11 protein-coding genes and 1 pseudogene are annotated in these 12,740 nt (G+C 65.1%); 5 read left to right on the forward strand and 7 right to left on the reverse strand.

Features of this window, described 5'->3' with window-relative positions; translation table 11 throughout:
* Nucleotides 1-67 precede the first annotated feature (67 nt).
* Nucleotides 68-1,033, forward strand: a complete 966-nt coding sequence (locus IVB36_RS09965; protein ID WP_018459085.1) for a tripartite tricarboxylate transporter substrate-binding protein — start codon at nucleotides 68-70, stop codon at nucleotides 1,031-1,033.
* Between the two features lie 159 nt (nucleotides 1,034-1,192).
* On the opposite strand, the gene IVB36_RS09970 is transcribed toward IVB36_RS09965, so the two are convergent.
* From IVB36_RS09970 to IVB36_RS09980, 3 genes are all read right to left on the reverse strand, one after another.
* A complete protein-coding gene (locus tag IVB36_RS09970) occupies nucleotides 1,193-3,055 on the reverse strand; it encodes an ABC-F family ATP-binding cassette domain-containing protein (RefSeq protein ID WP_018459084.1) in 1,863 nt (620 codons plus the stop codon).
* Between the two features lie 71 nt (nucleotides 3,056-3,126).
* On the reverse strand, nucleotides 3,127-3,300 hold the full coding sequence (locus tag IVB36_RS09975; protein ID WP_007609361.1) for a hypothetical protein: 174 nt from the start codon (nucleotides 3,298-3,300) through the stop codon (nucleotides 3,127-3,129).
* Between the two features lie 217 nt (nucleotides 3,301-3,517).
* Nucleotides 3,518-3,772: a hypothetical protein gene (locus tag IVB36_RS09980; RefSeq protein ID WP_018459083.1), complete on the reverse strand. Its 255-nt coding sequence runs from the start codon at nucleotides 3,770-3,772 to the stop codon at nucleotides 3,518-3,520.
* Between the two features lie 335 nt (nucleotides 3,773-4,107).
* On the opposite strand from IVB36_RS09980, the pseudogene IVB36_RS09985 reads away from it, so the two are divergent.
* The 3 genes and pseudogenes from IVB36_RS09985 (at nucleotide 4,108) to IVB36_RS09995 (ending at nucleotide 6,317) form a co-directional block, all read left to right on the forward strand.
* Nucleotides 4,108-4,733, forward strand: a pseudogene (locus tag IVB36_RS09985) (glutathione S-transferase family protein).
* A 256-nt stretch (nucleotides 4,734-4,989) separates the two neighbouring features.
* A complete protein-coding gene (gene ndk, locus IVB36_RS09990; protein ID WP_018456271.1) occupies nucleotides 4,990-5,412 on the forward strand; it encodes a nucleoside-diphosphate kinase in 423 nt (140 codons plus the stop codon).
* A 44-nt stretch (nucleotides 5,413-5,456) separates the two neighbouring features.
* Nucleotides 5,457-6,317 (forward strand): TerC family protein, encoded by an 861-nt coding sequence (locus tag IVB36_RS09995; RefSeq protein ID WP_247391404.1) that lies wholly within the window; start codon nucleotides 5,457-5,459, stop codon nucleotides 6,315-6,317.
* Nucleotides 6,318-6,352: 35 nt separating this feature from the next.
* Here IVB36_RS09995 and ppx read toward each other — a convergent pair whose 3' ends face one another.
* From ppx to IVB36_RS10015, 4 genes are all read right to left on the reverse strand, one after another.
* Nucleotides 6,353-7,855 carry an exopolyphosphatase gene (gene ppx / locus IVB36_RS10000; protein ID WP_247391406.1) on the reverse strand — a complete coding sequence of 501 codons (1,503 nt, stop codon included), beginning with the start codon at nucleotides 7,853-7,855 and terminating at the stop codon, nucleotides 6,353-6,355.
* A 15-nt stretch (nucleotides 7,856-7,870) separates the two neighbouring features.
* Nucleotides 7,871-10,063 (reverse strand): RNA degradosome polyphosphate kinase, encoded by a 2,193-nt coding sequence (locus IVB36_RS10005; protein ID WP_026233127.1) that lies wholly within the window; start codon nucleotides 10,061-10,063, stop codon nucleotides 7,871-7,873.
* Between the two features lie 128 nt (nucleotides 10,064-10,191).
* Complete coding sequence (locus tag IVB36_RS10010; RefSeq protein WP_247391408.1) at nucleotides 10,192-10,869, reverse strand: DnaA/Hda family protein; 678 nt, start codon at nucleotides 10,867-10,869, stop codon at nucleotides 10,192-10,194.
* Between the two features lie 92 nt (nucleotides 10,870-10,961).
* Nucleotides 10,962-11,504, reverse strand: a complete 543-nt coding sequence (locus tag IVB36_RS10015) for a CDP-alcohol phosphatidyltransferase family protein (protein ID WP_026233129.1) — start codon at nucleotides 11,502-11,504, stop codon at nucleotides 10,962-10,964.
* 155 nt (nucleotides 11,505-11,659) lie between these two features.
* Between IVB36_RS10015 and purM the strand changes: the two genes are divergently transcribed.
* Nucleotides 11,660-12,733: a phosphoribosylformylglycinamidine cyclo-ligase gene (gene purM / locus IVB36_RS10020; RefSeq protein ID WP_085352944.1), complete on the forward strand. Its 1,074-nt coding sequence runs from the start codon at nucleotides 11,660-11,662 to the stop codon at nucleotides 12,731-12,733.
* Nucleotides 12,734-12,740: the final 7 nt, after the last annotated feature.

Consider the following 12,740-nt stretch of genomic DNA (forward strand, 5'->3'; position numbering starts at 1 on the left):
TCATTTTGGTGTGGCCCCGCAGCCCGGAATGCGTACATAGGAGCAAGCAAAAAATTTGGAGGAAAGCATGCGGCTCATTGCCCTCGTATCGGCTCTGGTCCTGCCGTTTGGCGCGGCGCTCGCCCAGGACTATCCGATCAGGCCCGTCACCATGCTGGTGCCGTTCGCCGCCGGCGGACCTACGGACACGATTGCTCGCCTGACCGCGGCCGGCATGGCGAAATCGCTTGGCCAACAGATCGTCGTCGAGAACGCGCCTGGCGCCGGTGGTACCATCGCCACGACCCGCGCCTCGCGAGCCCAGCCCGACGGATACACGCTGCTGATCCATCATGTCGGCCTCTCGACGGCCGCCACACTGTACCGCAACCTCAGCTATGACACGAAGACGGCCTTTGCGCCGATCGGGCTTGTGACCAATGCGCCGATGACCATCATCGCGCGTCCAGATTTTCCGGCCGACACGCTGAAGGAATTGGTCGCCTACGCCCAACAGCAGGGCGACAAGTTGACCTATGCCAATGCCGGACTCGGCGCGGCGTCGCATCTCTGCGGCATGCTGTTCATGACAGCGATCCAGAAGCAGCTCACCGCGGTGCCCTACAAGGGCAACGGCCCCATCATGAACGACCTTCTCGGCCGGCAGATCGATCTTACCTGCGACCAGGCGACGAATACCACCGGCCCGATCATGTCGAAGCAGGTCAAGGCCTATGCGATCACCACCAAGGAGCGGCTGAAGAGCCTGCCCGATCTGCCGACGGCCGACGAGGCCGGTCTCAAAGGGTTCGAACTTGGCGTCTGGCACGGCATCTATGCCCCCAAGGGCACACCGCCGGCGGTCGTTCAGAAGCTGACCGCGGCGCTCCAGTCCGCCCTTAGGGATTCCACGCTGATCGCCCGGTTCAACGACATCAATACCGAGCCGGTCCCGCAGGAGAAGGCGACGCCGGAGGCGCTGGCCGCGATGCTAGCGAGCGAAGTCGACCGATGGGCTCCGATGATCAAGGCAGCCGGCCAATTCGCGGACTGAGCCATTCCTGCTCAATTCGTCCCGACATCGCTGCGTGAGCGGGCTAAGTCACCACGGTAAAGAACAGTCCATTCAATAGCCAATCACCGGGTAGCAAAATACCGGTACTGTGCATGGGGTTGTTTTTGCGATTTTGATGTCGGGCCGGTCGCGGAGGCGTCAGCCCGCCGCCTCGTCGAACTGCGTGCTCGCCTCTAGCCACTGCTCCTCGGCGCGCGCCAGCGCGTCGGCCGCATTGGCACGTGCCTTCGACAGTTGCGCGGCTTGCTTGGGGTCGCGGGTGAAGATGTCGGGCAGGGCCAGCGCAGTGTCGATCTTGCTGATGATCGCGCTGACGCGGGCGATCTCGGTCTCAGCTTCCGCGATACGTTTCTTCAGCGAGCCGCGATTGTCCGATCTCGGACGCTGCGGCTTCTCGCTCGGCGCGTTGCGCTCTCGCGGGGCGGGCTCGCCATTGCGCGCGGACAGCACCAGGCGGCGATATTCGTCGAGGTCTCCGTCGTAATTAGTCACGGTGCGGTCGGCGACGATCCAGAGTTGATCGGCGCAGGACTCGATCAGATAGCGATCATGCGAAACCATGATGACGGCGCCGGGGAATTCGTTGATGGCTTCCGCAAGCGCGGCGCGGCTGTCGATGTCGAGATGGTTGGTCGGCTCGTCCAGGATGATCATGTTGGGGCCGAAGAAGGTCGCCAGTCCCAGCAGGAGCCGCGCCTTCTCGCCGCCCGACAATTTTCCGACCTTGGTATCGGCCGCCTTGCCGGAAAAGCCGATCGCACCGGCGCGGGCGCGTACTTTGGCTTCCGGCGCCTCGCCCATCAGCTTGCGGACGTGGTCGTAGGTCGAGGCATCCTCGTTCAATTCGTCGAGCTGGTGCTGGGCGAAATAGGCAATCGAGAGCTTGTCGGCGCGGGTCACCTTGCCCGAGAACGGCGCGAGGCGGCCGGCGAGCAGCTTCACGAGAGTCGACTTGCCGTTGCCATTTGAGCCGAGCAGCGCGATGCGGTCGTCATTATCGACGCGCAAGGTGACGCGGTTCAGCACGGGCGTGGTCGGATCGTAGCCGACCACGACGTTGTCGGCGGCGATGATCGGCGGCGACAGGATTTTCTCGGGCGCGGGAAAGCTGATCTCGCGTACGTCCTGGGTGACCAGCGCCGTGATCGGCTTCAGCCGCTCCAGCATTTTCACACGGGACTGCGCCTGGCGGGCTTTCGAGGCCTTGGCCTTGAAACGGTCGACGAAGGCTTGCAGGCGGGCGCGTTCGGCTTCCTGGCGCTTGACCGCTTTGGCATCGAGCATCTCGCGCATGGCGCGCTGCTCCTCGAAGGAGGAGTAGGTGCCCTTGTAAAGGGTGAGCTTGCTGCGATCCAGATGCAGGATCTGGTCGACCGAGCTTTCCAGCAGATCGCGATCATGGCTGATCACGATAACGGTGCGCGGATAATGCGCGAGGTGATCCTCGAGCCACAGCGTGCCTTCGAGGTCGAGATAGTTGGTGGGCTCGTCGAGCAGCAACAGGTCGGGAGCCGCAAACAGCGTTGCGGCGAGCGCAACGCGCATGCGCCAGCCGCCGGAGAATTCGGCGCAGGGGCGGAGCTGGTCGGCGGCGGAGAAGCCGAGACCGGAAAGGATGGCTGCGGCGCGGCTCGGCGCCGAATGCGCGTCGATGTCGACCAGCCGGGTCTGGATCTCGGCGATCTGGTGCGGGTCGGTCGCGCTCTCGGCCTCGGTGAGCAGTGCGTCGCGTTCCAGGTCGGCCTTGAGCACGACCGAGATCAGGCTCTCGGGGCCGTTCGGCGCTTCCTGCGCCAGGCTGCCGACGCGCCAGCGGGGCGGCAGGCTCACCGTGCCGTGCTCGGCGGCGAGCTCGCCGCGGATCACCTTGAACAGGGTCGATTTGCCGGTGCCGTTGCGACCGACCATGCCCACGCGGGATCCGGGCGTGATCTGCACGGAACTCTGGTCAATCAGAAGGCGTCCGGCGAGGCGGATGGAGAGGTCGGTGATCGAGAGCATGCGGCCTTGTCACCGCACCCGCGATCAAACGCAACCCGTTTTTCTGTGTTTGCAAGCCGGTGCTTGTCAACTCAGTGCGAATCGCGCTCGCGCTGCTTCAGCTCATTGAGGAGTTGCTCGAGGTGCGTCGGCAGCCTGGCTTCGGGCCGCAGGCTCTGCTGGAGCCGTTCGCCCACCGCATCGCGGATCGAGCGGCTGGTGCGCCGGTCGATTTGCTCGCTATCGTCGGCGAAAAGGCTAACCATCGCAGAGTTCCGTGTTCTCAAAGAAGCGACACGGTACCAAGTCCTTGGCCCCCAAATGGTTTCGCCACTCGCGGCGATTGCGCGGCATTCTAGCAAAAATTGTGTGAAGCCGCGCAATATCCTCTCCGAATACAAAGCCCCGGCGCCGGGGGACGCCGGGGCTTCGCCTGGAAGGTACCTTGGGGGCTCAGGTATCTTTGGAAAGGTGCTGTCGGGCTCAGAAGCAGCGGTTGATCATCCGCCAGCGGGGTCCCCAGGGGGTCGGGACCAGCCGGCGCACATAGCAGCCGCCATAGCCGTAGGAGACGGGAGCATAGAAGCGCGGTCCACCCCAGCCGTGGCCGTTGTGCCAGCCACCGCCGCCGTGCCAGCCGCCGCCGCCACCATGCCAGTGCGCGGAGGCGGAGGTCGGCGCCAGCGCGGCACCAAGCGCAACCGCGGCGACGGCGGCGAGGGAAAGTTTCCTCAACATGGTGATCTCCTCAAATCTGTTGGCCCGGGGCTATCGCGTCGATGGAAAGGCCGCCGAAACGGTCTGCCTCTGAAAGAGGCTTTGGTTTCGATGGACCCGAGGTTATCCGAGCGAGGCTGAACCAAACCCTGACGAGGCCTTCAGAATGGGTTCATCTGGGTGAAATCATTGTAATCCACGTTGGACTTCCAACCCTGAAAGGGGGACCCACCACGCGTCCGCAATGGATGGGAAGGAGACCACGCTGAAGCTAAGCTTCGCGTCTGCCTTGAGTGCTACGGTCATATAGAGCCTGCCATGGTCGATCCTCAGTCACACCAGGAAGGGGCCTTCGCGTGATCACCGTTTGGGGCGGACAGACCTCGCGATCGATCCGGGTCGTATGGGTGCTGGAGGAGATGGGCCTCCCTACCGCGTGCGGCAGGTGGACATGCTGGCCGCCAAGCAGGACCCCGAGTTCCTGGCGGCCAACCCCGCTGACTACATCCCGGCGATCCAGGACGGCGACGTCGTCATGGTCGAGTCGATCGCGATCATGGAGTACCTGATGGCCCGCTACGGGCCGACGCCGCTGGCGCCCGCGCCGCAGGATCGCACGTTCCCCGCCTACCAGCAATTTCTGCATCTGGGCGAAGCCGGCCTCGCGACCCTGATGATGCCCGTCGTCGTCAGCCGCTTCATCGCGCCCGACGCCGAACGGGAGAACTGGGGCGCGACCTGGTGCCTGCAGTCGTTCCAGAAGCGGCTAAAGCTTGTCAGCCAACGGCTTGCCGACTCGTCCTACCTTGCCGGCGAGGCTTTCACAGCAGCCGACATCTCGGTGACCTACGCCCTGAACCTGGGCCAACGGAACTGCGGGATCACCCTCGGCGACGCCGAACAGGCCTATCTCGCCCGCACCACCGGCCGCGACGCCTACAAGCGTGCCATGGAGCGTTCGCACGAAGGGGTGAACACCTGATTCCCGTTTCGTCCGCGAATCGAGACACGAGAGGTCAGCACTCAACGTCATGGGGTCGAAAGCGGCCCTAAGCCCGACGCCGACCTTCGGACGCCCAGATCGCCGCCATCTACAAGTATCGGTTCAGGTGAACACTCGCCCTCGGCCTGCGGCGAAGCGCCCGCGAGCCCGTTTGGGCGGTCGCTTGCCGTATCGCGAAGGCGCCGATATAAGCCCGGCAACTCCGAACCACTGTTTTCTCTTCAAGGACAACATCATGGCCATCGAACGCACCTTCTCGATCATCAAGCCCGACGCCACCGCGCGCAATCTCACCGGTGCGGTTAACGCCGTGATCGAGAAGGCGGGCCTGCGCATCGTCGCGCAGAAGCGTATCCGCATGACCAAGGAACAGGCCGAGACCTTCTATGCGGTCCACAAGGCGCGCCCCTTCTTCGGTGAGCTCGTGGAGTTCATGACGTCGGGGCCCGTGGTCGTCCAGGTGCTGGAAGGCGAGGGTGCCGTCGCCAAGTATCGCGACGTGATGGGCGCGACCGATCCGTCCAAGGCGGCTGACGGCACCATCCGCAAGCTCTACGCAAAGTCCATCGGCGAGAATTCCGCGCACGGTTCGGATGCGCCGGAGACCGCCGCGATCGAGATCGCGCAGTTCTTCTCGGGCAACGAGATCGTCGGCTGATCCGTCGGCGGATAAGGTAACGAGACGCGGCGAAAGGACTTAGTGTGAACTGGCTCTGGCAGATCTTCGATCCCGCTACGATCGGGGCATTCTTCACCCAGTTCCGCGTTGAGATGGCCGAACCGACCTTTTGGGTCGCGGTCGGCAAGATCATCTGGATCAACATCCTCTTGTCCGGCGACAATGCGCTGGTGATCGCGCTTGCCTGTCGCGGCCTCAAGCCGCGGCATCGGCTGTGGGGCATGATCCTCGGTGCGGGCGCCGCGGTGCTGCTGCGGATCATCTTCACGGGCATCGTCGCGAGCCTGATGGAGTTGCCGTACCTCAAGCTGGTGGGCGGCCTCGCGCTGATCGTGATTGCGGCCAAGCTGCTGGTGCCGGAGCAAGAGGACGAGGACGGCGTCGAGTCGGCGTCGCATCTGTGGCAGGCCGTGCAGATCGTCGTCGTTGCCGACATCGTCATGAGCCTGGACAACGTCATTGCGGTGGCCGCGGCCGCCAATGGCAGCGTGCCCTTGCTGGTGCTCGGTCTTGCCATCAGCGTGCCCTTGATCGTCGCCGGCGCGGCGCTGATCATGGCGCTGCTCGCAAAGCTGCCGGTTCTGGTGTGGGCCGGCGCGGCGCTGCTCGGCTGGATCGCGGGCGAAGTGATCGCGACCGATCCCGGCATCGCGCCGAGGCTGCATGCGCTGTTCGACGGTCCGTTCGGCGCTTCGCTCGACAACATGCTCGGCGCCTTGCGCATCCCGCCGCGATTCGCCCATGGCGGCGGAGGCGGCGAATATCTCTGCGCAGCTCTCGGCGTCGTTGTCGTGCTGGTCGTCGGCTCCATCTGGCGCCGCCGCAGCATGAGCGCGGCCGCGCTCGAGTCCTCCGAACGCCACGTCAAGGCCTCGGCGGAGTAGATCTATCTTTTGAGCATGATCTCTTGGGAAAAGGGCTAGCGTCGGACGATCGAGCCGGTGCGGTTGATCAGGCGGGCGAGCGCGCGGAAGCGGCTGCCGACTCGATCCGCGACGAGATCGCCGAGGCGGTGCTCGAACACCAGCAACAGCTTGCGGCCCATGCTGCGGAAATGCGTCGCGGGCAAGACGCCCGGACGCGCCGCCGAGATCAGATGTGCGACGCGGAAGGCCGCGCCCAGCAGGCGGGCGCGTTCGAGCTGCGCCGGCGTCAGCAGCTCCTGCATGGCGACCGGCGGCTGGTTCTCCTCGCTGAGGCCCGCATAGCGATAGAACACGGACAACCCGACGAAGGCGCGCTCGGTGTGGGTGATCGCGCCGAAATTACCGTTGACGACGAGGCTCAGCGTCTGCTCGCCGCGATGGTCGGGATGCACGCGCCACCCGATGTCGGACAGCAGGCACGCGGCGTGGCGCAGGCGGCGGTCTTCTTCGGTCTCGCGCAGCTTCACCACGCGCGCGAGGCGGTCGGTCCAGGCGATCAGCTCGCGGGCGTGCTTTGCCGAACGCGACAGCAGCTGGTTCAGCTCCTCGGCCGCGCAGATCAGTCCGTCCTTGTTGCGCTCGGACTCCGGCAGCTTCTCGTGCAGCAGGCCCTCGCGCACGCCGAAGGTCGAGAACACGATGGTCTTCGGCTTCGCCACCCGGATGATGTGCTCGAGCACCAGCGCCGCATAGGTGAGGAGCGGACGCCGGGCATCGGCGACGATCTCGATGTCGGCGAGCATGCCGGCGGCCGCAAGCCGGCGGAGACGACGCGAGAAATCGAGCGCCTCGGCCGCCGAAATCGAATAGCCGTGCATCACCTGCAGCGGATAGCCGCTCTGGATGATGTGGATGCGCGCAAGCGCGCGCCAGGTGCCGCCGACCGCGTAGAAGCTGCGGCTGCTCCCCGCCTTGAGCTGCGGCACCCCATCGAGCGCTTCGCGCACGATGCGGTCGGCGCGTTTCAGGGATTTATGCGCGAGGTCCTGCAGCGCGAGGCCGCCGAGCGGCAGCGTCACGCCGCTGCGCACGGTGTTTTTGCGCACGTCGATCAGTTCGAGCGAGCCGCCGCCGAGGTCGCCGACGATGCCGTCAGGATGATGGATGCCGGAGATCACGCCAAGCGCCGACAGCCGCGCCTCGCGCGGGCCCGACAGGATCTCGATCTTCACCGCGCAGATGCGCTCGGCTTTCGCGATGAAGTCGGCGCCGTTGGAGGCATCGCGGCAGGCGGCGGTCGCAATCGCAAACACCCGCCCGACCTGCATGACCCGGCACAGCGCACGGAAGCGCTTGAGCGAGGTCAGCGCCTTGTCGACGGCGTCGGGCGCAAGCAGTCCCGTGCTCTGCACTTCGCGCCCGAGGCCGCACAGCGTCTTCTCGTTGAAGATGGGAATGAGGCTCCGCGTCAGTCCCTCGTAGACGACGAGACGGACCGAGTTGGAGCCGATGTCGATGACCGCGACGCTCGAGCCGCGCTTGCGCGGCCGCTTCACGTCGACGATCCCGGATCAGGATTGATGACGTTCATTACGGCGCGTGAGGCGGCGCGGCGAGGATTCCTTGAGCGACTTACCACGGCCAGACAGACTCGGATTTGTCATGAAGTAGTTGTGGACGTTGAAAGGCTCCTCGCCCTTCGCGGTCTTCATACGCGTTGAGGACCCGTCCGGCAACAATTGCCAGCTCTGTTCATTGTCCTTGAGATTCGCGACCATGATCTGTTCGAGAACCTGCTGATGCACCGTGGGATTCTGCAGCGGACACAGCACCTCGACGCGGCGGTCGAGGTTGCGCGGCATCATGTCGGCTGAGGAGATATACACAGCCGCTTTCGCGCTCGGCAGGCCCTGGCCCATGCCGAAGCAGTAAATTCGGCCGTGTTCGAGGAATCGTCCGATGATCGACTTGACGCGGATGTTCTCCGACAGGCCGGGAATACCGGGCCTGAGGCAGCAGATACCGCGCACCACGAGCTCGACCTGCACGCCGGCCTGGGAGGCCTCGTAGAGCGCGTCGATGATATCGGGGTCGACCAGCGCGTTCATTTTCATCCAGATCGCAGCAGGCCGGCCGTGCCGTGCATGCGCGGTCTCGCCCTGGATGTGCTCGATGATGCGCTTGCGCAAGGTCAGCGGAGACACCGCCATCTTTTCCAGATCGCTCGGCGCAGCGTAGCCGGTGATGAAGTTGAACACGCGCGCGGCGTCGCGGCCGATGGTCGGCTCCGAGGTGAAGTAGGAGAGGTCGGTGTAGATGCGCGCGGTCACCGGGTGGTAATTGCCGGTGCCGGTGTGGACGTAGGTCGTGAGGCTGCCGCCCTCGCGCCGCACCACCATCGAGAGTTTCGCGTGGGTCTTCAGTTCGAGGAAGCCGTAGACGACCTGCACGCCGGCGCGTTCGAGGTCGCGCGCCCAGCGGATGTTGGCCTCCTCGTCGAAGCGGGCCTTCAGCTCGATCAGCGCGGTGACGGATTTGCCGGCTTCGGCGGCTTCCACGAGCGCGCGCACGATCGGCGAGTTGCTGGAGGTGCGGTAGAGCGTCTGCTTGATGGCGACGACGTCGGGGTCGCGCGTCGCCTGCTGGAGAAACTGCACCACGACGTCGAAGGATTCGTAGGGGTGATGGACGACGAGGTCCTTCTGCCGGATCGCAGCGAAGATGTCGCCGCCTTGCTCGCGCACGCGCTCGGGATGGCGCGGCACGTAAGGGGTGAATTCGAGATCGGGCCGGTCAAGGCGGGTGAGCTGCGAGAGCTCGTTCATGGCGAGCACGCCATCGACCAGGAACACCTCGTCGTCGGCGGTCGACAGCGCGTGCTGCACGAAACTGCGCAGCTGCTCCGGCATCTTGGCGTCGATCTCGAGTCGGATCACCGAACCGCGGCGGCGGCGCTTCAGCGCGGTCTCGAACAGGCGGACGAGATCCTCGGCCTCTTCCTCGATTTCGAGTTCGGAGTCGCGGAGGACGCGGAAGGCGCCCTGGCCGTGAAGATTGTAGCCGGGGAACAGGCGGTTGATGAACAGCGCGGTGGCCTGCTCCAGCGAGATCAGCCGGACGACCTTGCCGTCAGCCGGCAGACGGATGAAGCGGTCGATCTTGCCGGGCATGCGGATCAGCGCGTTCATCTGCTTGCCGTCGGCGGCGCGCGTGAGCTGGAGCGCGATGGTGAAGCCGAGGCTCGGAATGAACGGGAAGGGGTGGGCCGGGTCGATCGCGAGCGGCGTCAGCAGCGGGAACACGTTGCTGAGGAAGTAGTCCTCGACCCAGGTTCGTTCCGCCTTGGTGACCTCCTTGCCCTCGACCAGCACGATACCCTCGTCGGCGAGCGTGCCGCGCAGGTCGCGCCAGATTGCCTGCTGGTCGGAGGCAAGCTGCGAGACGGTCCGGTTGATGAGCGCGAGCTGCTCGGACGGGGTCAGACCGTCGGGGCTGCGCTCAGCAATACCCTCGCGCACCTGGGCCTTGATGCCGGCGACGCGGACCATGAAGAACTCGTCGAGGTTATTCGCTGAAATCGACAGGAATCGCACCCTCTCCAGCATGGGGTGGCTGGGATTGACCGATTCCTCCAGGACGCGGCGGTTGAAGTGCAGCCAGGAAAGCTCGCGATTGATGAACCGCTCGGGGCTCGATGCGATCGCCGGCGGGCCTTCGGCTTCCGGGGCTTTTTCTTTAACTTCAACAGCTTGCGCAGAATCCATCCGAAGTCGGTCCATCCAGTTCGCCCCAATTTGCGACTTACGCGCAAAACCCGCGGGAGCATGTGTTAGAGCGATGACGTTTCGATGACATTGATGTTCCGCCGCCCGGCCGCGTCAACCCGCCTTGGTCAGACATCCCGGAGCAGCTCGGCCGCCAGGGCCCGGGTGACGGGGCGGCCGAGGCGCAAGGCCTCGCTGTCCAGCAGGTCCACAGCCCGTCGGGCGGCGGCCGAGGACCGCTCCAGGCGAGTGGCGAGGTAGCTGACCACGCTCTCGTCCACCGCGAGCTGGCGGTCGGCGCAGAACTTGACGATCAGGCCGCGGAAGAGCTGGTCGTCGGGCTGCAGCAGCGAGACAACGGGGACGGCGCGGAGCCGCGAGCGCAGGTCGGCGAGCTCGATCTCGAGAGACGCGGGCACCTCGCGTCCGGTGAAGAGGACGTAGGCGCCGTCCTCGCGGGCCAGATTCATCAGATGGAACAGGGCGCGCTCGTCGAATTCCCTGGCTTTGGGATCCTCGACCACCAGCGCGCCGGTGGCGAGCGCAGCCGGGACGGCCTCGGCGGTCAGCCCATTGGCCGTGGTCGAGCGGGCGCCTGAAGCCTCGGCCCAGATCGCGGCGAGATGGCTCTTGCCGCTTCCTTCCGGGCCGGCCAGCCACATGATTCGGTTCGGCCATTCTGGCCAGGCGTCGATGAGGGCAAGACCGGCGGCGTTGACGGGGCCTTCGAGGAAATTGTCCCGGCTCAGGCTCTCCGCATGCGGAAGCGAAAACGCCAACTGTCGGGGATGAACGCGGCCTGGCACGCTTGCTTTGCTCCGTGCCGGCGTGCCGGCTTCGTTTGACGAGATGCGACCTAATCGAGCGGGAGTTGGCCTTTTACGGGGCCGCTCCCAACTCACTTGGCCTCGATCGTGCTCATGTGCCGCAACCATTCGACAAGATAGAGCGACACGGAGGAGAGCGTGAAGACCGTGACGAGGCCCATCAGGATTATATCATAAGGACCGGGTTTGAAGCCGAAGGCGAGGGCGGCCAGCACCAGCGCCGCGAACGCCACTTGGGCCACAGTGTTGAGCTTGGATACCTTTGAGGGCTTCATCTCCACAGGTCGGTCGAACAGCCACGATATGATCACGGCGGCGACGATCATGATGTCGCGCGAGACCACCAGGATGACGATCCAGCGCGGAATCGCGCCCCAGATGCCGAGCGCCATGTAGATCGAGACCAGCAGCGCCTTGTCGGCGAGCGGGTCGAGCAAGGCGCCGAGCTCGCTCGTCATGTTGAAGCGCTTGGCAAGGAAGCCGTCGACCGCGTCGCTGATACCGGCGATCAGGAATACGGCGAACGCCACCTCCATTTGGCTCGACACGATGGCCCAGACGATGATCGGGACCAGCATGATGCGGCCCAAAGTAATGATGTTCGGTATACTCACACGGCGCTTCCCGGCACCCGGCCTGACCTCGAATTCGGCCCTTTGGAGGCTGAACCGGTTGATATCTCTACATAGTATACGGCGGCGCGCCATGCGAGCCATTGCGCGTCCCCGGAATTCGACGTAACCAGCCGCAAACCCACTGGAAATCGGGCATGACCGACCGCAAAAACGGCCTCACTTACGCCGATTCAGGCGTCGATATCGATGCGGGCAACCGCTTGGTCGACCTGATCAAGCCGATGGTGCGCGCCACCGCACGGCCCGGCGCCGACGCCGAAATCGGCGGATTCGGCGGCCTGTTCGATCTCAAGGCGGCCGGTTTCAAGGATCCCATCCTGGTGGCCGCGACCGATGGCGTCGGCACCAAGGTCAAGATCGCGATCGAGACCGGCCTGCATGGCGGGATCGGCATCGACCTCGTCGCCATGAGTGTCAACGACCTCGTGGTGCAGGGCGCCGAGCCGCTGTTCTTCCTCGACTATTTTGCCTGCGGGAAGCTCGATCCGGAGGCGACCGCGTCGATCGTCGCCGGTGTCGCCGAAGGCTGCCGCGAATCCGGCTGCGCCCTGATCGGTGGCGAGACGGCCGAGATGCCCGGCCTCTACAAAGACGGCGACTACGACCTCGGCGGCTTTGCCGTCGGCGCCGCGGAGCGGGGCACGCTCTTGCCGCGCAAGGACATCGCCGCCGGCGATGCCGTGATCGGGCTCGCTTCGTCGGGCGTGCACTCCAACGGTTTCTCGCTGGTGCGCAAGATCGTGGAACAATCCGGCCTCGGCTTCGGGGCGCAGGCGCCGTTTGCGCCCGTCATGACGCTCGGCGGCGCGTTGCTGACGCCGACGCGTCTCTACGTCAAATCCTGCCTGCGCGCGATCCGCGAGACCGGCGCGGTGAAGGGGCTTGCCCACATCACCGGCGGCGGCTTCACCGACAACATTCCGCGCGTGCTGCCGAAGCATCTCGGCGTCGGTATCGATCTGGCGCGCCTGCCAGTGCTGCCGGTGTTCAAATGGCTGGCCGCGCAGGCCGGCATCGCCGAGCTCGAAATGCTGCGGACCTTCAATTGTGGGATCGGCATGATCGCGATTGTCGAGCCGGACAAGGTCGAAGAGGTCGTGGAGATCTTCACTGACGCCGGTGAGACCGTGGCACAGCTCGGCAGCGTGATCCCGGCCGAGGGCGAGCACCGCGTCGTCTATAACGGCCATCTCGACCTGGCGCTGTAATGACCGG

Source organism: Bradyrhizobium sp. 35, assembly GCF_023073215.1.
Classification (GTDB): Bacteria; Pseudomonadota; Alphaproteobacteria; order Rhizobiales; family Xanthobacteraceae; genus Bradyrhizobium; species Bradyrhizobium canariense_D.

Bases quoted from the DNA above. Each gene is read 5' to 3' on its own strand.
- IVB36_RS09975 (WP_007609361.1), bottom strand. From the start codon at position 3,300: ATGGTTAGCCTTTTCGCCGACGATAGCGAGCAAATCGACCGGCGCACC.
- purM (WP_085352944.1), top strand. From the start codon at position 11,660: ATGACCGACCGCAAAAACGGCCTCACTTACGCCGATTCAGGCGTCGAT.
- ndk (WP_018456271.1), top strand. From the start codon at position 4,990: ATGGCCATCGAACGCACCTTCTCGATCATCAAGCCCGACGCCACCGCG.
- IVB36_RS09965 (WP_018459085.1), top strand. From the start codon at position 68: ATGCGGCTCATTGCCCTCGTATCGGCTCTGGTCCTGCCGTTTGGCGCG.
- IVB36_RS09980 (WP_018459083.1), bottom strand. From the start codon at position 3,772: ATGTTGAGGAAACTTTCCCTCGCCGCCGTCGCCGCGGTTGCGCTTGGT.
- IVB36_RS10005 (WP_026233127.1), bottom strand. From the start codon at position 10,063: ATGGATTCTGCGCAAGCTGTTGAAGTTAAAGAAAAAGCCCCGGAAGCC.
- IVB36_RS09970 (WP_018459084.1), bottom strand. From the start codon at position 3,055: ATGCTCTCGATCACCGACCTCTCCATCCGCCTCGCCGGACGCCTTCTG.